25 protein-coding genes are annotated in these 25781 nt (G+C 60.9%); 7 read left to right on the plus strand and 18 right to left on the minus strand.

Translation table 11 applies throughout. The annotated features are described in order from the left end of the window. Positions 1-34 precede the first annotated feature (34 nt). The 3 genes from mltG to gmk are packed head-to-tail and all read left to right on the plus strand — an operon-like array spanning position 35 to position 2816. The gene (mltG, locus tag J5289_RS08350; protein ID WP_247749061.1) at positions 35-1237 is read left to right on the plus strand and encodes an endolytic transglycosylase MltG; all 1203 of its coding nucleotides are present in this window, start codon (positions 35-37) and stop codon (positions 1235-1237) included. 25 nt (positions 1238-1262) lie between these two features. Next, entirely contained in the window at positions 1263-2150 is an 888-nt protein-coding gene (locus tag J5289_RS08355) for a YicC/YloC family endoribonuclease (RefSeq protein WP_209183335.1), read from the plus strand. Positions 2151-2153: 3 nt separating this feature from the next. Beyond that, complete coding sequence (gene gmk, locus J5289_RS08360) at positions 2154-2816, plus strand: guanylate kinase (protein ID WP_111220453.1); 663 nt, start codon at positions 2154-2156, stop codon at positions 2814-2816. Here the strand turns inward: gmk and rsmA are convergent. From rsmA to J5289_RS08390, 6 genes are all read right to left on the minus strand, one after another. Then, positions 2813-3640 (minus strand): 16S rRNA (adenine(1518)-N(6)/adenine(1519)-N(6))-dimethyltransferase RsmA, encoded by an 828-nt coding sequence (rsmA, locus tag J5289_RS08365; RefSeq protein ID WP_209183336.1) that lies wholly within the window; start codon positions 3638-3640, stop codon positions 2813-2815. The genes gmk and rsmA overlap by 4 nt on opposite strands. After that, the gene (gene pdxA / locus J5289_RS08370; protein ID WP_209183337.1) at positions 3640-4665 is read right to left on the minus strand and encodes a 4-hydroxythreonine-4-phosphate dehydrogenase PdxA; all 1026 of its coding nucleotides are present in this window, start codon (positions 4663-4665) and stop codon (positions 3640-3642) included. Before pdxA ends, rsmA begins: the two co-directional genes overlap by 1 nt. A gap of 9 nt (positions 4666-4674) precedes the next feature. Beyond that, a complete protein-coding gene (locus J5289_RS08375) occupies positions 4675-5652 on the minus strand; it encodes a peptidylprolyl isomerase (protein ID WP_209183338.1) in 978 nt (325 codons plus the stop codon). Between the two features lie 211 nt (positions 5653-5863). Next, positions 5864-8215: an LPS-assembly protein LptD gene (locus J5289_RS08380; RefSeq protein ID WP_209183339.1), complete on the minus strand. Its 2352-nt coding sequence runs from the start codon at positions 8213-8215 to the stop codon at positions 5864-5866. Next, the gene (gene lptG, locus J5289_RS08385; protein ID WP_143122967.1) at positions 8215-9300 is read right to left on the minus strand and encodes an LPS export ABC transporter permease LptG; all 1086 of its coding nucleotides are present in this window, start codon (positions 9298-9300) and stop codon (positions 8215-8217) included. The genes J5289_RS08380 and lptG overlap by 1 nt, the downstream gene beginning before the upstream one ends. After that, positions 9297-10475: an LptF/LptG family permease gene (locus J5289_RS08390; RefSeq protein WP_209183340.1), complete on the minus strand. Its 1179-nt coding sequence runs from the start codon at positions 10473-10475 to the stop codon at positions 9297-9299. Before J5289_RS08390 ends, lptG begins: the two co-directional genes overlap by 4 nt. 368 nt (positions 10476-10843) lie before the next feature. Here J5289_RS08390 and J5289_RS08395 point away from each other — a divergent pair, with 368 nt between their 5' ends. Further along, positions 10844-12334: a leucyl aminopeptidase gene (locus tag J5289_RS08395; RefSeq protein ID WP_209183341.1), complete on the plus strand. Its 1491-nt coding sequence runs from the start codon at positions 10844-10846 to the stop codon at positions 12332-12334. A 22-nt stretch (positions 12335-12356) separates the two neighbouring features. Further along, complete coding sequence (locus J5289_RS08400) at positions 12357-12806, plus strand: DNA polymerase III subunit chi (RefSeq protein WP_209183342.1); 450 nt, start codon at positions 12357-12359, stop codon at positions 12804-12806. 30 nt (positions 12807-12836) lie between these two features. On the opposite strand, the gene J5289_RS08405 is transcribed toward J5289_RS08400, so the two are convergent. The 5 genes from J5289_RS08405 to J5289_RS08425 all read right to left on the minus strand — a co-directional run bounded on the left by J5289_RS08405 (position 12837) and on the right by J5289_RS08425 (position 18641). Next, entirely contained in the window at positions 12837-13379 is a 543-nt protein-coding gene (locus J5289_RS08405; RefSeq protein ID WP_209183343.1) for a GrpB family protein, read from the minus strand. Positions 13380-13450: 71 nt separating this feature from the next. Then, positions 13451-14392 carry a Gfo/Idh/MocA family protein gene (locus J5289_RS08410; RefSeq protein ID WP_209183344.1) on the minus strand — a complete coding sequence of 314 codons (942 nt, stop codon included), beginning with the start codon at positions 14390-14392 and terminating at the stop codon, positions 13451-13453. A 105-nt stretch (positions 14393-14497) separates the two neighbouring features. After that, on the minus strand, positions 14498-15349 hold the full coding sequence (locus J5289_RS08415; RefSeq protein ID WP_209183345.1) for a polysaccharide deacetylase family protein: 852 nt from the start codon (positions 15347-15349) through the stop codon (positions 14498-14500). Between the two features lie 263 nt (positions 15350-15612). Then, the gene (locus J5289_RS08420; protein ID WP_209183346.1) at positions 15613-17499 is read right to left on the minus strand and encodes an ABC-F family ATP-binding cassette domain-containing protein; all 1887 of its coding nucleotides are present in this window, start codon (positions 17497-17499) and stop codon (positions 15613-15615) included. 86 nt (positions 17500-17585) lie between these two features. Then, positions 17586-18641 (minus strand): GGDEF domain-containing protein, encoded by a 1056-nt coding sequence (locus J5289_RS08425; protein WP_247749026.1) that lies wholly within the window; start codon positions 18639-18641, stop codon positions 17586-17588. A gap of 256 nt (positions 18642-18897) precedes the next feature. Between J5289_RS08425 and ndk the strand changes: the two genes are divergently transcribed. After that, on the plus strand, positions 18898-19320 hold the full coding sequence (gene ndk / locus J5289_RS08430; RefSeq protein ID WP_111220465.1) for a nucleoside-diphosphate kinase: 423 nt from the start codon (positions 18898-18900) through the stop codon (positions 19318-19320). An 86-nt stretch (positions 19321-19406) separates the two neighbouring features. Here the strand turns inward: ndk and J5289_RS08435 are convergent, their stop codons facing one another. Further along, on the minus strand, positions 19407-19913 hold the full coding sequence (locus J5289_RS08435) for a hypothetical protein (RefSeq protein WP_209183347.1): 507 nt from the start codon (positions 19911-19913) through the stop codon (positions 19407-19409). After that, complete coding sequence (locus J5289_RS08440; RefSeq protein WP_209183348.1) at positions 19910-20461, minus strand: CGNR zinc finger domain-containing protein; 552 nt, start codon at positions 20459-20461, stop codon at positions 19910-19912. Before J5289_RS08440 ends, J5289_RS08435 begins: the two co-directional genes overlap by 4 nt. Positions 20462-20526: 65 nt before the next feature. Here J5289_RS08440 and J5289_RS08445 point away from each other — a divergent pair, with 65 nt between their 5' ends. Beyond that, positions 20527-21423 carry a branched-chain amino acid ABC transporter permease gene (locus tag J5289_RS08445; protein ID WP_209183349.1) on the plus strand — a complete coding sequence of 299 codons (897 nt, stop codon included), beginning with the start codon at positions 20527-20529 and terminating at the stop codon, positions 21421-21423. Positions 21424-21426: 3 nt separating this feature from the next. Here the strand turns inward: J5289_RS08445 and J5289_RS08450 are convergent, their stop codons facing one another. From J5289_RS08450 to J5289_RS08470, 5 genes are all read right to left on the minus strand, one after another. Further along, a complete protein-coding gene (locus tag J5289_RS08450; RefSeq protein WP_209183350.1) occupies positions 21427-21909 on the minus strand; it encodes a molybdenum cofactor biosynthesis protein MoaE in 483 nt (160 codons plus the stop codon). A gap of 5 nt (positions 21910-21914) precedes the next feature. Continuing rightward, a complete protein-coding gene (gene moaD / locus J5289_RS08455) occupies positions 21915-22169 on the minus strand; it encodes a molybdopterin converting factor subunit 1 (RefSeq protein ID WP_142829650.1) in 255 nt (84 codons plus the stop codon). Next, a complete protein-coding gene (gene pgsA / locus J5289_RS08460) occupies positions 22166-22762 on the minus strand; it encodes a CDP-diacylglycerol--glycerol-3-phosphate 3-phosphatidyltransferase (RefSeq protein WP_111220794.1) in 597 nt (198 codons plus the stop codon). Before pgsA ends, moaD begins: the two co-directional genes overlap by 4 nt. A gap of 111 nt (positions 22763-22873) precedes the next feature. Continuing rightward, positions 22874-24913, minus strand: coding sequence for an excinuclease ABC subunit UvrC (gene uvrC, locus J5289_RS08465; RefSeq protein ID WP_209183351.1), 2040 nt, complete (start codon positions 24911-24913; stop codon positions 22874-22876). Continuing rightward, positions 24910-25677: an SDR family oxidoreductase gene (locus J5289_RS08470; RefSeq protein WP_209183352.1), complete on the minus strand. Its 768-nt coding sequence runs from the start codon at positions 25675-25677 to the stop codon at positions 24910-24912. Before J5289_RS08470 ends, uvrC begins: the two co-directional genes overlap by 4 nt. Positions 25678-25781 lie beyond the last annotated feature (104 nt).

Raw genomic sequence — 25781 nt, forward strand, 5'->3', positions numbered from 1 at the left:
TTGGTCAAGAGCGGACAAAGACAAGAAGAAGGGACTGCCGGTGAACGACACGAACCAGAACGGGGATACGCCGGCGGGGCAGAAGGGACCGATCATTCCTAAATCGCCAAACGAGGCATTGCGTCCCGAACGCGTGCCGGAGCCACCGAAGCGGTCCCGCAAGGCCCGCAGCCAGATGGTCATATTCCTGAACTTCCTGATGACGCTAGTCGTATTCGTCATCGCGCTGGGCGTTATCGGCTTCTACTATGTCGTCTCGACCTACCAGTCTCCCGGACCGCTGACCACCAATGCCAACTTCATCGTCCGTAACGGAGCGGGTCCATCCGAAATCGCTTCTCGGCTGGAGGCCAGCAACATCATTTCTGATGCGCGGATATTCAAATATCTGGCGGCCCGTCAACTCCGCGACGGCGATACGCTGAAGGCCGGCGAATACGAGATCAAGGCCGGCGCGTCCATGAAGGACATCATGGAGTTGATGGAGTCCGGCAAGTCCATTCTCTATTCCGTCACGCTGCCGGAGGGCCTGACAACTCGCCAGATCTTCAACAAGCTTCAGGCCGATCCCATACTCGAGGGCGAACTGCCGTCTGCCCTGCCGCCGGAGGGAAGTCTCGAGCCGAACACCTACAAGTTTTCTCGCGGCGCGAAGCGTGCCGAGATTGTCGACCAGATGGCTGCGGCCCAGAAGAAGCTGGTCGACCAGATCTGGGAAAAGCGTGACGCCAACCTGCCATTCGCCAGCAAGCAGGAACTCGTCATACTGGCGTCGATCGTCGAAAAGGAAACCGGCCTTGCCGACGAGCGTGCACATGTAGCGTCGGTATTCATCAACCGCCTCGCCAAGAACATGCGCCTTCAGTCTGATCCAACCGTGATCTACGGTCTGTTTGGCGGGGACGGCAAGCCGACAGACCGGCCGATCTACCAATCGGACCTGAAGAAGGAAACGCCGTACAACACTTACATCATCAAGGGTTTGCCGCCGACGCCGATTGCCAATCCCGGACGCGATGCACTCGAAGCCACGGCCAACCCCTGGAAGTCGCAGGATCTCTACTTTGTAGCCGACGGCAGTGGCGGGCATGTCTTTTCCGCGACGCTGGAAGAGCATAACGCCAACGTCAAGCGCTGGCGCAAGATCCTGGCCGACAAGGGCGTAAACAGCACCGATATCGTTGTCGATGGCCAACCTGAAGAAAATGGTACTGTGACGCCGGCAAAGAAGAAGTAACCCGAAGCAAAGCACGGAGACGCTGATGGCACTGCAGTCCATGACAGGATTTGCCCGGCGTGAAGGCACCAGCGGTCGCTACCGCTGGGCCTGGGAACTGCGCTCGGTCAACGGCAAGGGGCTCGACTTGCGCCTGCGCCTGCCGCCCGGCTTAGAGCGTCTGGAACTCGACATCCGGCGCCTTGTTCCGCTGCAGTTTTCCCGTGGCAACATTCAGGCAAGCCTGTCGATCTCGGCCGACGAGAACCGCTTCGAGGCGGTCGTCAACCAGGCAGCGCTCGCCACCGTACTTGCCATGCGCGATCAGCTGGCCGGCATCATCGATCCCGCGCCGCTGAAGCTCGATACGCTGATGGCGATCCGCGGCATCATAGAGTTTCGCGAGACCCCCGAGGGTGACGATGCAGTCGCCAGCCGCGACGCCGATATCATGGCGGGGCTCGAGGGTGCGCTTTACGACCTCAAGGCCATGCGGGAACAGGAAGGGCAGGCGCTGGCCCGAGTCCTGCTAGATCAAGTGGCCACCATCGAGACGCTGACGGATACCATAGAGCGCGATCCCTCGCGGTCGCCGGCTGAAATCGCCACGAGGCTTGCAGCCCAGGTCGCCTTGTTGATGGATGCAGCCTCCGGGCTGGATCGCGACAGGCTTCACGCAGAAGCGGCGCTCATCGCCACAAGAGCGGATTTGCGCGAGGAGATCGACCGGCTGAAGGCCCATGTTGCCGCTTCTCGCGAATTGATGAGGAAAGGTGGCCCGATAGGGCGCAAGCTCGATTTTCTTGCACAGGAATTTAACCGCGAATCGAATACCGTCTGTTCGAAATCGAATGCCGCAGCCGTTACCAACGCCGGCATCGAATTGAAGGTGGTCATCGACCAGTTTCGCGAACAAGTTCAGAATTTGGAGTGAACGATGAATACGGCGACCTCGCCATCGTTGCCAATCGCCCGACGCGGTCTGATGCTGGTCATCTCCTCGCCATCGGGCGCCGGCAAATCGACGATTGCCCGCACGCTGCTGGCAGACGACAAGCAACTCAGCCTTTCCGTCAGCGTCACCACGCGCCAGCGTCGCCCGAGTGAAATCGCCGATGTCCACTATCACTTCGTCTCGCAGCGCGAGTTCGAGCGGATGCGGGATTCCGATGCACTTCTGGAATGGGCAGAGGTTCACGGCAATTTCTACGGCACGCCGCGCGAGCCTGTCGAGACTGCCATGGCCGAGGGCCGCGACATGCTGTTCGATATTGACTGGCAGGGCGCCCAGCAGTTGCAAGACAAGATGGCGGCAGACGTCGTCTCGGTCTTCATCCTGCCGCCAACCATGACGGAACTTCAGTCCCGCCTGCATCGCCGTGCCGAAGACTCGGAGGCGGTGATTGCGACGCGGCTGCAGAATTCCCGCGCCGAAATCGAGCACTGGCGCGAGTACGATTACGTTCTGGTCAACGAGGATCTGAACACAGCCTTCGATTCGGTGCAGTCGATCGTCAAGGCCGAGCGTCTGCGCCGCGACCGTCGCCACGGTATGTTCGATTTCATTCGGGGCTTGCTGGAAGAAGTGCCGAAACTTTAGAGGCAGTTCGCCAGCCGGCAGAACTCTTCCACGGACAACGTTTCAGCCCGCCTTGTCGGGTCGATGTCGGCGCGCGCCAGCAGCGCTTCCCCACCGAGCGATTTGACACTCTGGCGCAGCATCTTGCGGCGCTGGCCAAAAGCCGCCTCGGTAACACGCTCGAGCTTTGCGACGGAGCAGGGGATCGGGTTTTCGCGCGGTGTCAGGTGGATCACCGACGAGGTGACCTTGGGTGGCGGCGTGAAAGCCTGCGGCGAGATATCGAAAGCAGCATAGGCCTCCGTGCGCCAGCCACAGATCACGCCCAGTCGTCCGTAATGATTGTCGCCCTCGGCAGCGACGATCCGCTGGCCGACTTCCTTCTGGAACATCAGTGTCAGCGATTGCCAGAACGGGGGCCAAACGGCTGGCAGCAGCCAGTTCAGCAGCAACTGTGTGCCAACATTGTAGGGGAGGTTGGCGATGACGCGCACGGGGCCATCTGTCGCCAGCGCGGCAAAGTCGATCTTCAGCGCATCGCCTTCGATCACCTCCAGCCGGCCGGGATAATGGGCAGCAATCTCGGCTAGCGCCGGCAGGCAGCGCGGGTCGCGCTCGATGGCTATGACCTTCTTGGCACCGAGCGCTAAGATTGCCCGCGTCAGTCCCCCGGGACCGGGCCCGACCTCTATGACGGTAATGCCCTCGAGGTTACCGGCCGTCCGCGCCACGCGCTGCGTCAGGTTGAGGTCGAGAATGAAATTCTGTCCCAGCGCCTTGCGTGCATCCAGCCCAAACCGCTCGATGACGTCGCGAAGGGGAGGCAGCCCGTCGAGAGCGGCCATCAGGCAGATATCCTGTCGACACGGGCAAGGTCGGCAGCAAGCTTCAGGGCCGCCACGAGACTGTCCGCCTTGGCAATGCCCTTGCCGGCAATGCCGAAGGCGGTGCCGTGGTCCGGCGATGTGCGAACGAAGGGAAGGCCGAGCGTCACGTTGACGGAGTCGTCGAATCCGAGCGCCTTGGCCGGGATCAACGCCTGGTCATGATACATGCAGATAGCCACATCGTAGCGATGGCGTGCGTCGTCGTGGAACATTGTGTCGGCCGGCAGCGGCCCGAAGGCGTCGATACCCTCGGCGCGCAGCACCTCGATGGCGGGGTGGATGATGTCCTTGTCCTCGCTGCCGAGCGTCCCGTCCTCGCCGGCGTGAGGATTGAGGCCGGCCACCGCGAGCCGGGGGCGGGGAATGCCGAAACGGGCCTTGAGATCCGCGTGCGTGATCCGGCAGGTTTCGATGATGATGTCTGCTGTCAGCGCTGTCGGCACATCTTTCAGGGGAATGTGGATGGTCACAGGTATGGCCCGCAATTTCGGGCCGGCCAGCATCATCACGGGCATGAAGCGCTTGCCGCTGTGGCGGCCTGCAAGGTCCGCAAGAAATTCCGTATGACCGGGAAAGCCGAAGCCAGCCTCGTATAGCACGGACTTGGCAATCGGGTTGGTCACGACAGCCGCAGCCTCTCCGGCCATTGTCAGCTGTACGGCAGTCTCGATCGCAGCGATGGTGCCGCGCGCGGTCGAAACATGCGGCACGCCAGCAGCCACGTCCACACCCGAAGCCACCGGCAGAACCGGCAGCGCGGTGGCGAAGATCGAGAAGGCAGTCGCAGCATCGCATTCGCGAAGGGGAATGTCCCGTCCCAGCAACCGGGCGCGCACTGCAAGGGCAGCCGGGTCGCCGATGAACAGGAACGGCGCCAGCCCCAGCTCCGTGCGGCGCATCCACGCATCAAGCGTTATGTCGAGGCCTATGCCGGCAGGGTCGCCCTGGGTAAGCGCCAGTGGCCGGGTGTGGAGCGCTGTCATCCGCAGAGATCAGCGGTAGATGATCTGCGCCTTGGAGCGCAGTTCATCCACGTATTTCTTCTCGTTGCCGGTGGCCTCGCCCTGGGCGTTCTTGCCAAGATCTTCCTGGCGGAAGACGGCGGCGGCGGCGACATCGTCGCTGACCTGACGCTTGGAGCAAATGGCCAGATACTCGACGCCACGGTCCGTGACGATGGAGGACGTTGTGTTGCCGGTCGCGCCCTCGACCAGCGGCTTCCACTGGGTTGGCAGTTCCGGCGCAAGAACGCGGCCGAGGTCGCGCACCGAGACGTCATGCATCGTGGCGGCAAACACCTTGGCCTGCTCGCATCCCGGGAATTTCGCGCGCGAGGCATCCGCCTCCGCCTTGCGCTTGGCTTCCATCGTTCCCTTTTTAGCGGCGGGCACCACGAAGATGACCTGCTTGAGGAAATATTCCGTGGTCGACGTGTTGTTCTTGTTCTGCGTCATGCGAGTGATGAGCTCGTCGGGCGAGAGCTTGCCGCTGGCGCCGAAACGGGCATTGAGCACGCGCGGCCAGCTCATCTGGATGGCGATATAGGCTTTGAAATGCGCGGGCGTGACGCCGGTCTTTGTGAGGACCTCGTTCAGCTGTTCCGTCTTCATCTTGTTGCTTGCGGCAAAGCGGGCATAGGAAGCATCGACATCCGTGGTAGACACCGACATGCGAACGCGCTGGATTTCCTGGCGCTTCAGCAGTTCCGTGACCAGCTGCTCCTTGGCGAGCTTGGGCAAGTCGCCCGTCTGGTGCTGCAGGCGCATGAAGTTGATACGCTTGGCGATGTCGCCGCTGGTGATGACTTCATTATTGACGAGGACCTTGACCTCGCTGGTGCCCGATGCGACGGCCGGAGGAGCGCCCCGCTGTTGTGGCGCAGCCTGGCCCGAGATCGGCAGGGATGTGGCAATGGCCAAGGCGACAGCGCCGGTTAAAATGGCGCGTACCGGGTTCTGTCCAGCAAACATCGACTATCCCTCTCAAAGGTCCCAGCGGTTGGCCGCTCCTGTCCCGGACGTATCCGGACGGGCCAACATTTCCTGCCGACCATCTACAGCAAGGCTATGGAATTGCACAATCCTTGCGGCGAAACAATGACACGGATTTTGCACGGAATGGGATCTTTGGGCGGCGATATCACGGTGACCGGATGGAAATCCGGTCACCGTGCGCTTGCTGCTAGAAGGTGGTGTCCGACGCGCTGCCGACATTGATGTCGCCGAGGGTGCGGAAGGTGATCTTCGCACCGATAGACCAGTCGCTGGCAGTCTGGTCCACGCTGTCGCTTTTCGACAGGTAGGAGATGCTGAAGATCGTGCATTCGTCGCTGTAGGACAGTCCGACGCCGCGACGGGTCACATCGTTGTTGTTCAGGTCGTAGCTGACTGTCCCGAAGATCGCCCAGTAGTCCTTGAAGTTGATCTGGGCGCGTGTCTGGATTTCGTCGTTGTCGGAGGTGAAGCCGTATTCGGGCTGCGCCTTGATATGCGTGTAGGTTACCGAGGTCTGGAAGTCGGCATTCGCATACCCCAGCGTCGAGTCACCACGCTTGAACGACATGTCCTTGTGATCGAGGCGGTAGGAGCCCGTCAACGACAAGCCCTGCGGTGTCGATAGAGACGCCATGGCGACATAGTCGGAAACACTGTCTTCGAGGCCAGACTCGGCGCCGGCGTTTACAAGATCCGCCGTGTCGAAAGAGTTCTGTCCTGCCAGCTGGTAGGACTGGCCGACAATGCTCGTCAGCTTGTAACCGCTGTCGAAGCTGCCGGTGTAGCGGATACCGAGATTGGCGCGCGTGCCGCCTTCGATCCGGTCAAAGCCCGAGAATTTGTCGCGATTGAAGAGGTTGCTGGCGTCGAAGACGAAGCTCTGCGCGTCTTCATTCGGCAACCGGCCTGCCAGCGTTTCGTTCGGACGAACGTAAAGCTGTGCAATCGGCTCGAACACGTGTGTGCTGTTCGCCGTCGAGACCATGATCGGATATTTCGCTTCGATCCCGGCCGTCAGCATGCCCTGTGCGGCCGTGCTGCTGTCGTCGTAGTTGCCGGAATAGCTGTAGTTGGTGCCGATCGAATTCGGCGAGTCCATGCCGAGGCCGTACGCATCGCCGCGTGCTGCCATCAACGGGGTGAGGAGGAGGCCACCCTGCGTCGCGAAAGTCCGCTGCCATTGCAATTCGGTCGTCAGGCGGCTGGTGTCGCCCTTCAGTCCCTCAAACCGATCCTTGGTCGTCAGGTCGCTGAGGTCGCGCGCAGCTACTTCCTGGCGTGAGATGTTGGTGAAGTTCATCGTCGCCGAAAGTTCACCGCCGTAGACAGGCTTGGGATCGACATAGTGGTAATCGATGACAGGGGCAGCGATCGCCTGCTGCTTCTCGCTGTCGCTGTTTTCGGTGGCGTCCTGCACGTCGTAATAGAAGCCGCGCATGTCGAAATAGTTGCGCTTGCCGAGGCCCGTCAAATAGACCTCGTTGGTGTGGGTGCTCTGGTTGAGACCCTCGATGCCGTAGGTACGGGCAAAGTTGTTGTCCGTCTGCGCCATCACATCCCAGCCGAACGTCCAGCGTGGATTGATCTGGAAGTCGCCCTTGGAGGCGATCAGCGCACGGGTCTTGGATTCCGCGTCGCTCGTGCCTGCAGTGAAGGCATCGGGCTTGTTCTGGTCGATGCCGGCAGCCCGGATGGTATAGGTGCCGTTTTCAAGCCGCTGGCGGAATTCGCCTTCGAGCAGGAAGCCCTGCGTGGTGTACCCCGTCGCACTGACGGTGGCGTCCATGCTCGGCGATATGACGTAGTAATAGGGAACCTTGGCGCCGAAACCGAGGTTTTGCGAGACGCTGAAGGTCGGGAACAGGAAGCCAGACTTGCGCTTGACCGTGTTGTCCGGAACTTCGATCCAGGGAATGTAGGCAATCGGCAGGCCGAACAGTTCGAACCGGGCGTGCTCCAGGCGAACCGTGTGCGTCACGCCATTCTGCACGACGCGCTGCGCCTTCACCTGCCACAGCGGTGCCTTGCCGAGCTTGGTGCAGGCGAGGCAGGCCGTGTAAATGCCTTTGGTCAGGATCATCTGCGTACCGCCAACCCGCTCGGCCTTTTCGGAGGCAAGGCGGGTGTTGTCCGGCATTTCGATGCGCAGCGAATCGACGAAGCCATCCGAGAAACTGTCGGTAACGTCCATCTTGTCGCCGTACATGCGATTGCCGTCGGGCGTGATGAGCTCGACATTGCCGAGCGCCATCATCCGGCCGGTCTTCTGGTTGTAGACGACCTGCTGGGCGACCATCTTGTAGCCGCCATAGTTAATCTGCACCGCGCCGTTAGCGGTGACGACCTGTGTGTCCTTGTTATAGATCAGCTCGTTCGAGGACAGCACCAGCTTCGAATCAGCCGGTACATTGACCTTCGCGGTTTTCATTGGCGAGCCGTCCTGGCCGAATACGGCAGGCGACGTCGCGACGTAGGCACTCAGTGCTGCCAAGACGACAGCCGAGAGCTTTCTGATCTGTTTGCGGTTAGTGACCGCCACTAGCCATCCTCCTGATGAAGCAGGATCGTTGCGCCCAAAGCCAAGGCGACGACCACGGGTATCCATGTCGCCACGAAGGGAGGCACAACGCCACTACTTCCGAATGCCTTTACAAGCACGTTGACGACATAAAGCACGAAGCCTGCGAGTATTCCACCCAGAATCACGGAACGTGACTGGTTGAAACGGCTGAATTTTAGAGACACGGTTGCGGCAATGAGAGTCATTGCCACCATGAGGAAGGGTTGTGAAAGCAGGGAGTTAAACTGCGTCTCCAACGCCTTGGTAGATATACCAAAGCTTCGTGCGATCTCAATTCGATTAGAAAGATCATAAAAAGCAATGGTTTCAGGCTGCGCCAGCCGTTGGGACACGAAATCCTGTTTCAAATTCGTACGGACGCGCACCGTAGCCTTGTGCGCAGGGATCTCCCCCGGAGCACGCTCCACAACGCCGGTAAGAAGCCAGTAACCATCTTCCAACTTAGCCGAGTTTGCGTCCTGCCGAAGCACCACGTCGCCCTGTGGATTGAAGTGGATGAAAACGGCGTTCATCAGCGTCATGCCGTTGTCGACAACGGTTTTCGCGCCAATGATGACATCGTCGTCGCGGGCGATCTGGCGCAGCCACGGCACGGAGAGCCGGTTGTGATAGGAGGGGTCGCCGCGCAGGTCCGCCTCGAGCGCATCCGCCTGTCGCTGGCCGGCCGCCGCTATCGGGTTGAGCACCAGCATTGTCAGCAGCCCGACGATAAACGCGCCGAAAATGAACGGCGCCATGAATTGCCAGACGGAAATGCCGGCGGCGCGGGCAATCACCAGTTCGTAGCGACGATTGAGCGCGATCAGCGTCGTCATGCCGACGAACAGCACGAGAAACGGCATCGTCTGCTGCAGGATGAGCGGCAGGCGAACGGCAGTCATCAGCAGCCCGATGGCGACGGTGTAGCCGGGAAGGCCGGACAGCCGGCCGGCATTTTCGCTGAAATCGGCGAGGAAGACGATGGCCGTCACACCGACGAAGAACCAGCCGGTGGTGATGGCATAACGGAGGAAGAAATAGCGGTTCAGGGTGCCGAAAATCATGCGTTGCCTCCGCTCGATTTCCCACCGGATGCCGGCATTTTCGCCTGCGCCCGCAGCCACCATCCGCTGATGCGATTGCGCAAGGTCGTTGGCATGGTCCGCTTCTTCGTGCGTGACAGCAGGAAGATGCAGATCAGGATCGAACCGATGTTGATTGCATAGAGAACGCCGATGAAATAGGGCGCGGCTTCGATCTGGTTGGCGGCATAGAAATCCGCCCAGCGCAGGCCGAACGAGATGGTGAGCGCAGACACCATCGGATGCAGGCGTGCCTCACGATGGGACCGGGCATCGCCGGCAATGACGAGGGAGATCAGCGCAAAGATCGCCGGCAGCATCCAGTCCGTCAGGCGGCGGTGAAGCTCGGCGCGGTAGCCTGTCGGCTTCGCCTTGTAGTCGGCATCGTTTGGATCTGGATGCAGCAGGAATGGCAGGCTTCTGTCGCCGGAGCGAAGATTGGCCTGGCCACGGCTCTGGCTAAGATCCGAGAGGTCGAATGAATAGCTGTCGAACTTGATGACCGAGACGTTGCCGTCGACGGTTTTGCGGTGCACTTCGCCGTCATGCATCAGCAGCGACTTGCCGCTCGGATCGACGGCGCCTTCCTTGGCGTAATAGATAAGGTCGAAGGCCGGGTCGCGGGAATCGGCGACGAACAGGCCCTTGAGGATACGCCCCGACATCCGCTGAGAGATCTCGACATAGAGACCGTCTTCGATGCGGCGGAAGTTCTTTTCCTCGATGACCGTGGACAGAAGGTCGGCATAAGCTGCAGCGACCATGTCGCGCGCCGCGACACGCGCCTTTGGCTCAACCATATTGTCGACGGCAAAGGAGAAAATGCTGACTGCGACGGCCAGAAGCATGATCGGGCGGATGATCACGATCCGGTTGGCACCCGCAGCCTCCATCACCGTCAATTCCGAATCGGTGTTCATGGCAGTTAGCGTCTGCGTGATGCCGATCACCAGGGCGAAAGGCAGCACGACGGGAATGATCGTTGGCAGGATGAGGGTGGCAAGCGTCGCGAACGACCCCATCGACTGGCCGCTGTCCGTCACCAGATTGATGCGCTGCAACACCTGAGTCGTCCAGATGATGGCAAGAACCGGCAGCAGCGCCACCAGAAACATCAAACCGACACGCCGGGTAATATAGGATTCAAGTAGTTTCATGCCGGCCCTTGATGCGACGCGTCTCCGAAAGCCCTCAGGCCTCGCAGTTCCAATTCCTCTACGCTGTTTGTTATTTTTTTGCGACAAGCGGCACGCGAAAATTTCGTTAATTTCTCGAAATATTTCCATGGTGTGTCGTTTGTGATCGGAGGTGGGCGACAGCCGCTTTGCAGACCCGGCAACCATCCCCTTCGCGCTGCCGATTTCCCATGGATATAAAGTGTAGGGGTATGGGGCGTGCTACGACTGGTACGCGCAGTTTGCTGCGAACTAATGCAGGCTTTGTGGCCCTTAAGCTTGTATTCAATGGGGAAACCCTAAATGATCCCACATCAAAGACCCGGCATCGGGCACATCGTGGAGCTGACATGTCTGTGAAATTCGAAATCTCCTTTGCACCCTCGGCACGGCCGACGACGGGACTGGCTGTCCTCCTCCAGGGTATCGGCAGCGAACGACCGGCCGGCGCGGAGCACGTCGATCCTGCTAACACCGTTGCCAAGGCAACCCGCATCGCCGGCTATTCTGCAAAGTCGCTGAAGACCCTCGATATCGTCGCGCCGGAAGGGTCACCCGTCGAGAGGATCCTGGTGATAGGGACGGGCAAGCCGGCCGATACCACGCCGCATGACTGGTTGAAGCTCGGCGGCGTCGCTGCAGCGCGCATGAAGAAGGTCGAGACCGTGACGGTTTTCGTCGACAGCCCGGGTGCCGACGTCACCCCGCAGAATGCTGCCGATTTCGCGCTGGGCATGCTGATGCGCGCCTACAGCTTCGATACCTACAAGACCCGCAAGGGCGAAGACGACGAGAAGACCAGCAAGGCAATCAAGGTGACCATCGTCACTGCCAAGGCTGCGCAAGCCGATGTCCTGTTCGGCGATTCGGAAGCGATTGCGGCCGGCGTCAACCTCGCCCGGGACCTGGTCAACGAGCCGCCAAACGTCCTCGGTCCCGTCGAATTCGCCGCCAAGGCCATGGAGTTGGAAAAGCTCGGCGTTAGTGTCGAAATCCTCACCGAGCGCGACATGCGGACCCTCGGCATGGGCGCGCTGCTCGGCGTAGCCCAGGGGTCCGTCCGCCCGCCGCGTCTGGCGATCATGCAGTGGAACGGCGGCACGCCCGGCGAGGCACCGATCGCCTTCATCGGCAAGGGCGTCGTCTTCGATACCGGCGGCATTTCCATCAAGCCATCGGCCGGGATGGAGGACATGAAGGGCGACATGGGCGGCGCCGCTGCCGTTATCGGCCTGATGCACACGCTGGCGGCACGCGGCGCCAAGGCCAATGTCGTCGGCGTCCTCGGCCTGGTCGAGAACATGCCCGACGGCAACGCCCAGCGCCCCGGCGACATCGTCACGTCCATGTCCGGCCAGACGATCGAGATCATCAACACCGATGCCGAAGGCCGCCTCGTTCTCGGCGACGCCATCTGGTACACAAACGACCGGTTCAAGCCGCAATTCATGGTCAACCTGGCGACGCTCACCGGCGCCATCGTCGTCGCTCTCGGCAGCCAGCATGCAGGCCTGTTCTCCAACGACGACACGCTTGCCGAACGCCTGACGGCCGCCGGTCTTGCCACCAACGAGCGCCTGTGGCGGATGCCGCTCGGCAAGGATTACGACAAGCTGATCGACAGCAAGTTCGCTGACATGAAGAACAGCGGCGGCCGCCAGGCCGGATCGATCAGCGCCGCCCAGTTCATAAAGCGCTTCGTCAAGGATACGCCTTGGGCCCATCTCGATATCGCAGCCACCGCCCTCGGTTCGCCGCTCGACGAGATCAACCAGTCCTGGGGTTCCGGCTTTGGCGTCCGCCTGCTCGACGAACTCGTGCGCCAGCACTACGAGCAGTGATCGGTAGAAACGGGATCGCCCGATGACCGAGGTGCTGTTCTATCATCTGACGGAATCAAAGCTGGAGGACGCCCTGCCGCCATTGCTCGACAAAAGCGTCGAGCGTGGCTGGCGGGTGGCGGTGCAAGGTCGGGACCCGGCGCGGCGCGACCTGCTCGACAGCCATTTGTGGACATTCCGCGAGGACAGTTTCCTGCCTCACGGCACCGATGCCGGCGAGGCGCCGGAACACCAGCCGGTGCTGCTGACGCTGTCGCCGGACAATGTCAACGATGCCAAGGTCCGCTTCTTCGTCGACGGTGCCGAAGCTGAAGAGATCGACACCTACGACCGCGTCGTATTCATGTTCGACGGCTACGACCAGTCACAACTGGAAGGTGCCCGGGCCCAGTGGAAAAAGCTGAAAGCCGAGGGCCACAAGCTCACCTACTGGCAGCAAACCCAGGAAGGTCGCTGGGAAAAGAAGGCCTGACCTGAAGATTTAGGTAGTCGAGGCGAGGGGTCACCCGTTCCCGACTACCTTGTCGATGAAAGCTTTCTTCGCGTCCGTATAGGCGGCGCGGTCCCCGGAAAATTTGGCTGCAAGAGAAATCTTAAGATCTTCATACTCAGACGCCAGGACGGCATTGGTGCGGAGTTTGTCGCGAAACAGCAGGTTTCGCCTCCAATGAAAACCTTGATGTTCTACAATATGCACGAGATGGGTGCGCGTCTGCTGCTTGATACCACGTCCGAAAATATGGTCATCCGGAACGATATCTGCACCGGCATAATCGTAGCCAATGGATTCCATCGGCTTGATACACTCACTACCGTCTTCGAAACGACGGATGCCGACGATGATATCGATAACGGGCTTCGCTCTGATGCCCGGTATCGAAGTGCTTCCGAAGTGTTGGATATCGATCGCCCGTACGCCCAGGACGAGCCGTATGCTTTCGGCTTCCTCGGCGTAGGCCTTAGGCCATCGGTCGTCGGGTTCCGCGAGCACGACGAGCTTATGTTTGACGCCAAGACCGTAGGCTGATTCTTCATTCCGCTGCATTTTCGACCCCGGAATTAATGCGAACACTACCTCTTATTCAAGCGCCTTCGCACGCATCTGGAACCCGCAGATCAATCGTGGAACGCTTCCACGAACTTGCGCTTGCCGAGCATGAAGGCGTCGGCGACGTGGCGGAGGGGGGCGAGATCGACGTCTGATGTTCCGGCCCTGACGATTTCGGCAAAGCGGCGGTACAGCGACGGGTATTCCGCCTCCGGTTCGGCGAGCTTCAGTTCTTCGTCGACGAAAAGCTTGGCGCCGCCATCGGCCAGCCGCATCGTGCCGGCCTCCGTCTCGACGATGATATCCCAGCTCTGCTTGCCGGTCTGGCGCCAGTCGAATTCAGCGTGGACGGGCACTCCGGTGGCATCCTTGAAGTGCAGGTCGGCAGCGATGGGTGCGTCGCGGTTTTCCGGGAACTCTAGGGTTGCGCCGGTGAGGAAGATGGCGCGAGGCAGGATGTGGGTGACGATCGACAGGGCGTTGATGCCGGGATCGAACACGCCGAGCCCGCCGGCCTGCCAGATCCAGTCCTGGTTCGGATGCCAGTGGCGCACGTCTTCCTTCCAGATGACATGCATGCTCTTGATGGTCGTCGCGGCAAGAAAGTCCTTTGCGGCCTCGACGCCCGGTGCGTAGCGCGAATGCCAGCTTGCAAACAACGACACGCCCTTGGCCTTCGCCAGCGCTTCGAGATCATGGACTTCGCTCAGTGTCGCGCCCGGTGGCTTCTCGAGAAACACGTGCTTGCCCGCCGTCAGCGCGTTGTGGGCGGCCTCATAGCGGTATTGCGGCGGCATGCACAGCGACACGGCGTTCATCGCAGGAACAGTGGCAATCATCTCGTCGATGGTCGTGAAACTCTGGATGCCGTCGACAGTGCCGTTGCGGCTGGCCGTGGCGATCAGGTTGTAGTCCGCATTGGCCGCGATCGACGGCAGATGCTGGTCGCGGACGATCTTGCCGACGCCGACGATGCCAAGCTGGATGGGGGCGGAGGGATTGGAAGACATGGGCTTGCTCGCGTTCCGGTGTTTCACTCAAAAGTATGATTATTTTTGAGGTGTTTGTATCAGAATGCGGGCCGCGAGCAAGGCCGGGCTTGGTGCGAGCGGCGCCTAACGGCTCATTTTCAGATCGGCCATGGCAATGACGTTGCTTGGTGCCGCGTCACGTCCGTAACGGAGCGTCACCACCTTGTAGCCCTCCTTCTCAAGTCTGTTGAGCAGGCCCGGCAGCATGATCGCAGTACGTTGGTGGATATCGTGCATCAGGATGATGCCGCGACCGCGCCGATGCAGCTCCTCCATGGTCCGCTCGAGGACGATAGCCGGCTTGACGGTGAAATAATCCTTGCTGTCGATATCGACATCCATGACGATCATGTCGCGCTGGGCAATCGCCGAGCGCAGGCTTTTCGTGTCGGCGAGATAGGGGAAGCGGAAGAAGTTGACATCGGTACCGATGGCCTTCGAGACGGCATTCTCGCCTTTGACGACCTCGGCTATGGCCATGTCGAAGCTCATCCTGGCGAGATCCGGATGGCGGTAGGTATGGCTGCCGATGGCATTGCCGTCGTCGAGAACCTTGCGGGCAATCGCCGGATGGGCGGCGGCCATTTCTCCGACCATCATAAAGGCACCCTTGACGCCGAACTGGTCGAGTGTCGCAAGAATTTTCTCGGTCTTTCCCGGCATCGGGCCGTCGTCGAAGGTGAGGATCACTTCCTTGTCGGCAAGCTTGAGGTCGTGCAGGGACGAGACCGTCAGTGTCCGACCGGCAAGATGGTGCCAGTAGCCTCCCCAGGCGGTCGGCTCCATGGCAATGGGATCGTGGGCCTTGAGCGGTGCAGTGACAGTAGCGCCCGGCGCGTAGGAGGTTTTCAGCGACATCTCTGTCGTCGGTTTTGTCGCGCAGCCGGCGAGCATCAGGCTGGCCAGAAGGCCGGCGACAACGGGACGTGAGAACATGGGAATCGCTCAATCAAGGGAGGAATATTGAGACGATATTTTCTGATTATGGTTAACGAGGTGTTGACGAAGGCGGTTCGCCCGCAGATGCCGTCGTGGTCCCGGCGCGCATGTTGGCGACTGTTGCCGATCGGCATCAACGTTGGGTTGATCGCGACCGTGAGCCGAGCAATCCGTCCTTTAGACAGGGGACGGAGGCGGGAAAGCAAACAGGCTACATCGAGGTTGCGCCTGCTTGCCTGGAGGAAATACGACGCTGGCGGTCAACCCGCCATCGCTGCCTCGTATTCGTCCGAGAGCAACATCCACTGCTCTTCGCTCTTGGCAATCTTGGCCATCAGGTCGGCGCGTTCCTTGACCTTGGCTGCGGCCTTCTCAGGAAACTTGTCGTAGATCTCCTGATCTTCCAGTTCGCGGTCGAGAGCCTGAATCTGCTTCTGCAGTTTCTGGGTCAAAGCCTCGACATCGTTGATCTTTTTCTTCAACGGTGCGTTTGCGGCGCGCTTGTCGGCATTGGCCTTGCGCTGTTCGGCCTTGTTGGCCTTGTCCTCGGGGCTGCTCTTGCCCTTGCCACCCTTGCCGCGCGATGCGGCGACGATGGTGTTGCGATAATCCTCGAGGTCGCCGTCATAATTCATGACGGTGCCGTCCTTGACCAGCCACAGCCTGTCGGCGGTGGCTTCGATCAGATGGCGGTCATGCGAGATCAGGATGACGGCGCCGGAATATTCGTTCAGCGCCTGGATCAGCGCGTTGCGGCTGTCGATATCCAGATGGTTGGTCGGTTCGTCGAGGATCAGCAGGTTCGGCGCGTCGAAGGCGGCAAGCCCCATCAGCAGGCGTGCCTTTTCGCCACCCGACAGATCCTTCGCGGCGGTTTCCATCTTGGCGGTGGCAAGCCCCATCTGCGCAACGCGCGCCCGCACCTTGCCTTCGGTGGCGCCCGGCATGCGGCGACGCACGTGCTCGACAGCCGTCTGCTCGGGAATGAGGTCGTCCAGCTGATGCTGGGCAAAAAAGCCGATCTTCAGGCCGGATGCGGTCTTTACCGAACCCGGCGAGCCAGGAAGGCGGCCGGAGATGAACTTGGCGAAGGTCGACTTGCCGTTGCCGTTCGAGCCGAGCAGCGCGATGCGGTCGTCGGTGTCGATGCGCAGGGTCAGGTGCTGCAGGATCGGCTTGCCCGGCGCATAGCCTACGGAGCCGCTCTCGATGGCGATGATGGGGGAGGCGGCTTCCTTCTCGGGATCGGGGAACTTGAAGCCCTGGACATTGTCCTCGATGACCGAGGAAACGGTGCCCATGCGCTCCAGCGCCTTGACGCGGCTCTGCGCCTGGCGGGCCTTGGAGGCCTTCGCCTTGAAGCGGTCGATGAAGGACTGCAGATGCTTGCGCGCCGCATCGTTCTTGACCTTGGCCTTCGTCTGCAACTCGTTGGCTTCGGCCCGCTGGCGCTCGAACTGGTCGTAGGAGCCGCGATAGAAGGTCAGCTTCTGCTGGTCGAGATGGACGATGGCGTTGACGGCCGTGTTGAGCAGGTCGCGGTCATGGCTGATGATGATCACGGTGTGCGGATAGCGGCTGATATAGTCTTCCAGCCACAGCGTGCCTTCAAGGTCGAGATAGTTGGTGGGTTCGTCCAGCAGCAGCAGGTCTGGCTCGGAAAACAGCACGGCGGCAAGCGCCACGCGCATCCGCCAGCCGCCCGAAAAACTCGAGGCCGGACGCATCTGCGCCTCGGCGTCGAAGCCGAGGCCGGCAAGGATGCTGGCAGCCCGCGATTCTGCCGAATGCGCGCCGATATCCGAGAGCCGCATGTGGATTTCGCCGATACGGTTGGGGTCGGTCGCGGTCTCGGCTTCGGCTAGCAGAGCTTCGCGCTCCTTGTCGGCCTTCAGCACGATTTCCAGCAGAGGCTCTTCCGTACCCGGCGCTTCCTGCGCGACCTGGCCGATGCGGGCATTCTTCGGAATGGAGACGTTGCCCGTCTCGCTTTCCATGTCACCGGTAATGATCTTGAAGAGCGTCGACTTGCCGGCACCGTTCTTGCCGACGAAGCCGGCCTTGATGCCGGCCGGCAGGGCGATGCTTGCCTGGTCGATGAGAAGGCGCCCGGCGATGCGGGCGGAAATGTTGTTGAGCGTGATCATGGGGCGGTTTTGACCGAACTTGCCCTTGAAGGCAAGAGTGTGCGCTGCAATACGGCTCGCGCGATGGCAAACAGTCGGTCGAGGGTTTAATGGCGCGCGTCGTGGCTGAACAGCTGTATCGGCTGGCGGCGGTTGCCCTGCGCGCGGGCGAGTGCTGCTTCTGCATGGGCCATCAGCTGGGCTGCCGAGGGAGCGTCGGTGCTGAGCGCAATGCCGGTAGAGACGCTGAGACGGCCCGGATCGCTCTTGTCGGAAGTCGCATAGACCAGCGTTTCCTCGACCGATGTCCGAAGCCTTGTAGCGATTGCCCGGGCGCCCTCGGTATTCACGTCTGTCACCAGGAAGCAGAAGTCGTCGCCTGTCATGCGAACGACGAGATCGTTCTTCTTGATGCTCTTGCGGAAAAGGCCCCCCAGCTTCTTCAGCAGGTGATTGGCGGCCTGCGGCCCGAACCTGGCGTTGAATGCACCGAAATCGTCGATGTCGACCATGATCAGCGCAATCCCCTGGGCGCTATCCTCGTCGTACAATTCTATCAGCCGGTTGATGAGGGCGATCTGGTTTGGCAGCCCGGTGATGCGGTCTGTGGCAACGGCGGTGCGCATTGCCGCGTTGCCCTTTTCCATTGTGTCGATCCTGTCCATCTGGTCGGTCAGCTTTTCCGTCAGCCCGGTCTCGTAGATCATCAGGTTGGTCAGCGAGGCGTTGAGGAAATCCATCTCGGCGGAAAATGCAGCAAGGCTCTGCATCGGGTCTTCGTTGACAGACTGTGTGATCGTTTCGACGGCTTGAACGAAACTCTGCTTGTGCCTCAGGCCCTCGGCCAGTTGCCCGGCGACGTCGCGCAGCATCCGTGCTGTCTCTGACTGGGTATTCTCGGCGACCAGTCCGCAATGGCTGACAAGGCGGTACCTGAGGCCGATCTCGTCGAGCATGGCCTGCGAAGGGTGGCTGCCGAGAAGAGCGATCTCGTTCGATAGGCTGCGGTCGGCGCCGAACAGTGCCTCATGGAAAAGCTGGTAGTTGCGCGGCAACCCGCGGACGTTGAGCTTGGCCATGGCGTGGCCGACCTTCTGGAGATCGACCGGGCCGAGCATCGAATTGGCCGGAGTAGCGACAGCGCCTGGCGTCGGGTGTTTCATCGCTCTGTCCTGTTCGAGGTCGCCCTGCGCCCGTCCGTTTGGGAAGTCGCCCTCGATTTGCGGCCTGCCGGGTTAAAACGGCTTTAAGGTAGCCCGGCATGGCGCCATTTTTCGAGGGTATCGGCTGGCGGGGTTAACGGGCGGTTGCAGCCAGGCGACTGCGACGGTCCCGTGAAATTGCCGCATCCCCCTTGTTTTCAGGCGGGCAGGCGGGTAAAGACCGCCAACTTTTGCCGTAAAACGAAGGATTTGAACCATGGCCACTGAACGCACCTTTTCGATGATCAAGCCTGATGCAACCAAGCGCAACCTGACCGGCGCGATCACCAAGATTCTCGAAGATGCCGGCCTCAAGGTCGTTGCTTCCAAGCGCGTCTGGATGAGCAAGCGCGAAGCCGAAGGCTTTTACGCCGTGCACAAGGATCGTCCTTTCTTCGGCGAACTCGTTGACTCCATGACATCTGGCCCGACGGTCGTTCAGGTTCTCGAAGGCGAAGGCGCCATCCTCAAGAACCGCGAAGTCATGGGCGCAACCAACCCGGCTAACGCTGCCGAAGGCACGATCCGCAAGCTGCACGCCCTGTCGATCGGCGAGAACTCGGTTCACGGTTCGGACGCTCCCGAAACCGCTGCCGAGGAAATCGCTTACTGGTTCTCCGGCACCGAAATCGTCGGCTGAATCAAGCTCTTGGCATCTTTGCCGAAGTCATTGAAGTAATTGTTGAAAGCCGGGTCGTTCGCGTCCCGGCTTTTTCGTGCCTGCGATCAGCCGGTGGGGCACTTTTCAGGTGAGAAGTCGATGCTGCCATCCGGTCTTACCAGGTCCGGATTGACGGTGTAGCCGGGCCCTACGACCAGCGGCCTTGCTGTCAGCACCGATTGGTCGACATCCGATATGACCTGCGTCTTGATGGTCTGGAATGTTTTGCCGTCGCCATCCACCAGCCGGATGTTGACGGCATAGGGCCGATCCTTGCGGACGCAGTGGACGGCGGGGCTTTGCAGCGTGATCTTGTCCCAGAGCGGAAAGATCTTCTCCCTCACCACCAGCGGATCGCCACCCATCGGGTTTTCGAATTCGGCAATGGCAAAGCTGCCATCCGGGATCGGCGCCTTCAGCGCAAGATTGACGAGGTAGGTCGCAGTCGAGACGCGGTAGTTGAAGACGAAGTGCCGGCCGTTCAATTCGGTCGGACCGTCGCTGTCCTGCCTCTGGCAGCCGCCCAGCGCCAAGAGGGCCATGGTGACTGCGAATATCTCTGTGGTTCTCATGACGGCACCTCCTGCTTCTTGCGCCTGTAGTGCCGGCTGGCCTTTGCCCGGTTGCCGCAGACGGCCATGTCGCACCAGCTGCGGCTACGGTTCTTGCTGCGGTCGACAAACAGCCAGCCGCAATTGCCGCAGATCTTCATGCGGTCCTGTTCCGGGTTCGCGAGCAGCCGCAGCGTCGAATGTACGGTCGCGCTGGCAAGACTGTCCGGCGTGGTGGCACCGCGCAAGCATGTTGCCATGGCCGCGAGCAGATCGGCCAGCAAAGCATCCGATGTCGCACCCAGCACCACCGCCCGGAAATAGTCGTCGATCGCTTCCCTCAGATTCAGGAATGCAGGCGCCTCCGAGGGTCTCAGCGGCTTGATATCGCCGAACAATGCCCGTTCGGCGCAGAACTGCATTGCCGCAGGCGCAAAGTCTTCGAGATGTTCCGGTGTCGCAAAACGGTCGATGCTGCGTGTTGCGTCGTGTCGCAGGATGACACTGTTGGCGACATCGAGCGCAAGGGCGCCACCGGAAAAGCGATGAGGGGTCCAGGAAAAGCTCATGCCGCAAATAATAACTGGTAAAAGCTATTTTGCCAGTTATTATTTTAGCCGTGGGGAGGGGTGGCATGGCCTATCTGTTGCAGCAACTGGCGAACGCTGTGCCGCTCGCGGCACTCTACGCCGCCCTGGCTTTCGGCTATGCCATTGCCTTCGGTGTCACCAGGCGGCCCGATATCACCTATGGCGCGCTGTTTGCCTTTGCTGGCCAGATGCTGCTGCTGTTCAGCGATATCGGCTACAACCGCCTCATCCTCGTGCTACCCGCAGCACTGGCATTCGGAGCGGTGCTTGCCTTCGTCTACACGCTCGGGGCGGGTCTGCTCATTGGTCGCTCCGTTATCCAGCCGCTGGCAAAGACATCGCCGAACACGGTGATCGTCGCTGCCTTCGGTGTCCTGATCGTGCTGATGGAAACCGCGTCGCTGGCGATGGGCGCCCGGCCGCGCTGGCTGCCGCCGTTCCTCAATGCACCGGTGGTGCTCTGGAACGACATCAGCTTCCCGGTGACGCTGACGGAAATCCAGCTGCTGGACACGGCCCTCATGTCAGCGATTGTCCTCAGCGGCGCGGCGGTGCTGCGCTACACCGCCTGGGGGCGCATCTGGCGCGCCGTCAGTGAGGAGCCGCTGGCCGCCCAACTTTGCGGCCTGTCGACCAGCCGGGTCTTTCTCACGGCCTATGGCAGCGCAACTCTGATTGCCACGGTCTGCGGGCTGCTGTCGACATCCTACTACGGCACCATGGATTTCGGCGCCGGTATGATGTTTGGATTGAAGGTGCTGCTGATTGCTTCGGTCGGCGGCTACGGCAATCCGCTGAAATCGGCGGGCGGCGCAGCGGCACTGGCGTTTGCGGAGACGCTGTGGAGCGCCTACGGGCCGCTCCTCTGGCGCGATCTCATGGTGTTCACACTGCTGGTCGTTTTGCTGGTCATCAGCCGGAGGGAGCGGGTCATTCCCTGAGCGTCACCTGTCTGCGGTCCATCTCGTCCGCGCCGCATCATCCGCATCGCGGGCCGCCACCCAGTCTCCGGCCTTGCCGTCGGCGGCATGGTCTTTTTTCCAGAAGGGGGCCGCCGTCTTCAGGAAATCCATAACAAAATTGGCGCCGTCGAAGGCGGCCTGCCGATGGCTCGAGGCGGCAATGACGAGCACGATGTTTTCGCCGGGGAGGATGCGGCCGAAGCGGTGGATGGCCGTCAGGCCGCGCAGTTGGAAGCGTTCAATGGCAGCGGTGGCGATTCTCTCCATCTCGGCCTCGGCCATGCCAGGATAATGTTCGAGTTCCAGCGCCGCGAGACTGGCACCTTCGTCCCGGCAGAGGCCAGAGAAGGTGACGACCGCGCCGATCTCGTGGCGTCCTCGCGACAGCTTCGCCACCTCCGCCTGCAGGTCGAAATCCTCACGCTGGACGCGGATCGTTGGCAGGATGGGAGGAACGTCGGCCATCTCCGTCAGCCGCCTGTCATCGGCGGAAACAACGCAATCTCCCGCGCGCCGACGATGCTCTCATCATGCTCGACATGTTCCATATTCACGGCAATTCGGATGGCATCCGGAAATTCCAATGCCATCTCGTACTCTTCGCCCAGCGTCTTCAAATGATTGAGGAGATCTGCACCGGTAATCACATCGGCGGGAAGAACCAGTTCGTCCTCGCCCCGGCCGATCCGTTCGCGCACCCAGGCGAAATAGACGAGTTTGGTCATCCCTCGTCGTCCACGATGTGCTTCAGCCCGACGCGGAAATAGTCGTAGCCGGAATAGATCGTCAGGATCGCCGAAATCCACAGGAGCGCAATGCCGATCTCGGTCGTGTGCGGCAGGATTTCCTCGCCGGCGGGGCCCGCGAGCAGGAAGGCGATGGCCACCATCTGCGCCGTCGTCTTCCATTTGGCGATACGCGTCACCGGCACGCTGATGCTGACCTTCAACTGCGCCAGATATTCACGCAGTCCCGACACCAGAATTTCGCGGCAGAGGATGATGATCGCCGCCCACAGCGACCAGCCGGCAATCGTCTGGTCAGCTGCGACCAGCAACAGGATCGAGGCGATCAGCAGCTTGTCGGCGATGGGATCGAGCATGCGGCCGATATTCGATGTCTGGTTCCATATCCGCGCCAGATAACCATCCAAGAAATCGGTGATCGAGGCGATGATGAAGATCCACAGCGCGACCCAGCGCGCCGTGTTGCTGATCGAAAGCTTTCCCTCGACGAAAAAGCAGATGACGATGAGCGGCACCGCCAGGATGCGTCCGTAGGTGAGGAGATTCGGAATGTTATATGCGCGCGATGCCATGAAAATCGTTTCGTTTGGAGCGTCCGGGTAGAATGACGGTCATTGTTCTATAGCGTCAATATTGTTTCAGTTTTTCCGCCGTCATTGCGTAGAATTTGCGACCTGCCGCTTTTATTTCGCGGCGTCGTCGTGAAAGTGATTGTAGACGAGCTTCGCCACGGTCTCGGAAATCCCCTCGACGGCGAGCAGGTCGGTGTATCCGGCCCGCGATACGGCCTTTGCCGTCCCGAAGTGCTGCAGCAGAGCGCGTTTGCGGGAAGGCCCGATGCCGCCGATCTCGTCGAGCGGGTTTTTGACGAACTCCTTCTTGCGTCGTGACCGGTGCGATCCGATCGCAAACCGGTGCGCCTCGTCGCGCAGGCGCTGGATGAAATAGAGAACCGGGTCGCGCGGTGGGAGGGTGAAGTTATCGCCGGACGGCGGAAAGAATCGCTCTCTGCCCGCCTCGCGGTCGACGCCCTTGGCGACGCCGATGGCAATGACGCTGTCCGTGATGCCGAGTTCGTCGAGGATGGCGCGCACCGCCGTCATCTGTCCCTGGCCGCCGTCGATCAGGATGACGTCGGGCCAGGCTGGGAAGGGCAGGTCGGCCGCATCTTCGCTGATCGCCTTGGTCCGGTCCGGCAGGCCTTCCTCTTTCAACAGGCGCGAAAAACGCCGCATCATCACTTCGCGCATCATGCCGAAATCGTCGCCGGGGGTGATCTCCGTCGATTTGATGTTGAACTTGCGGTACTGGCTTTTGACAAAACCTTCCGGTCCGGCAACGACCATGCCGCCGACGGCATTGGTGCCCATGATGTGCGAGTTATCGTAGATCTCGATGCGCTGCGGCACATAGGGCAGCTTGAATGTTTCCTTGAAGCCTTCGAGCAGCCGCGACTGCGAGGCGGTCTCGGCCAGCTTGCGACCGTGCGCCTCGCGGGCATTGCCGACGACATGGTCGACCAGGTCCTTCTTCTCGCCGCGCTGCGGCACCAGAATGGCGATCTTGTAACCGGCCTTTTCCGAAAGCGCGGCTGCCAGAAGCTCGATTTCCTCGACGGTCTCCGACAGCAGGATCTGGCGCGGCACCGGCTTGTCGTCGTAAAATTGCGCCAGGAACGAATTCAGTACCTCGGCGCCTGACAGCGACGGGTCGGCGCGCGGAAAATAGGCCCGGTTGCCCCAGTTCTGGCCGGTGCGGAAGAAGAACACCTGGATGCAGGATATGCCGCCCTCGTGGTGGATGGCGAAGATGTCCGCTTCTTCGACGCCGGCCGGGTTTATGCCCTGATGGCTCTGCACATGCGACAAAGCCGAAAGCCGGTCGCGATAGACGGCGGCACTTTCGAAATCGAGGTTCTCGGCCGCCAAGTTCATGGCATCGGCAATGTGCGATTTGACGTTCTGGCTTTTGCCCGAGAGAAAATCCTTGGCCTCCTGCACCAGCTCGCCATAGCCGTCGTCGCTGACTTCGTGGGTGCAGGGAGCGGAACAGCGCTTGATCTGGTGCAGCAGGCAGGGCCGTGTGCGCGTCTCGAAGACGCTGTCCGTACAGGTGCGGATCAGGAAGGCGCGCTGCAGGGAGTTGATCGTCCGCCCGACGGCGCTGGCCGAGGCAAAGGGGCCGAAATAGGCGCCCTTGCGGCTGCGCGCGCCACGATGCTTGAAAATCGCCGGCGCCCGGTGATCGCCGGTAATAAGGATATAGGGAAAGGATTTGTCGTCGCGTAGCAGCACGTTGTAGCGCGGCCGCAGCCGCTTGATGAGGTTGGCTTCCAGAAGCAGCGCTTCTGTTTCGGTGCGGGTCGTAACGAACTCCATGTTCGCCGTCTCGCGGATCATCTTGGCGATGCGGTTCGAGTGGCCACGACCGAGAGCGTAGTTGCTGACGCGCTTCTTCAGGCTGCGGGCCTTGCCGACATAGAGCACGTCGCCCGCCTCGTTGAACATGCGATAGACGCCCGGCGCATTCGGCAGCCGCTTGACGAACTCGCCGATAAGCTCGGCGCCCTTCAGCCCGGTCTCGTTCTTTCCGCCTTCGTTCCAGTCGACGGCCACCGTCAGGGCAGGGACGGCGATGCCGCCGCCCTCGACCTCGATGTCATCGTCGGTATCGTCCGATTCGTCGTAGAGAACGCCGCCCTCGGGCAGCTTTCTGGCATTCATTCAGCAGTCTCCGGTACGTCAGGCGTCTCCCAGGCCAGATGCTGGCCTCCATCCAGGGCAATCATTTGGCCCGTGATCGAAGGCGTGTCAAAAAGAAAGCGGACGGTCCGGCCGAATTCATCGAGCCCGGGGCCTGCCTTCAGCAGCAGCCCGTCGATCTGCGCCTGGAAATCCTCCGGCGCCTGCCGGCTGCTGGCAAGTGTCGGGCCAGGCCCGATCGCGTTTACCCTGATTCGCGGCGCAAAAGACTGGGCGAGGGTTTGAGTGGCCGTCCAGAGAGCCGCTTTGGAAAGCGTGTAGGAATAGAAACGCGGATTGAGAGCCCAGACCCGCTGGTCGATGATGTTGACAATCAAGCCGGGCACGCTGTCCGGGAGTTGTCGGGCAAATTCAGCCGCCAGAATGGAGGGTGCCCGCACATGGACGGCGAAATGCGCCTCAAATGCCTCCGCATCGAAAGCGTCTGCCGTGTCCGAGCGGAAGGTCGAGGCATTGTTGATCAGCAGATCCAGTGGCCCGAGAGCCGAAACCGTCCTTTCGACAAGGGTCGAGACCTCGAAATTATTTTGGAGGTCGGCCTTGACGGCAATTGCCTTGATGCCGCCAAGCCTCAATTCCGCCGCCAGGGCTTCCGCCTCGACCATCGATGTATCTGCGTGAATTGCAATATTGAATCCGTTAGACGCGAGATCCCGGGCCATTGCACTGCCTATCCGGCGGGATGCGCCGGTGATCAGCGCGGTTCGGAGTTTGTTATCGGTCAAAATGTCGCCTTTTCACTGCGTTGGTCGGATTAGCACTTATATAGGGAGCCGATAGACCATAGGAAGCCACTCCGATGCAGGGGCAGGGGCAACAAATGTTCTAT

The sequence above is a fragment of the Rhizobium sp. B230/85 genome (assembly GCF_019355735.1).
Classification (GTDB): domain Bacteria; phylum Pseudomonadota; class Alphaproteobacteria; order Rhizobiales; family Rhizobiaceae; genus Rhizobium; species Rhizobium rhododendri.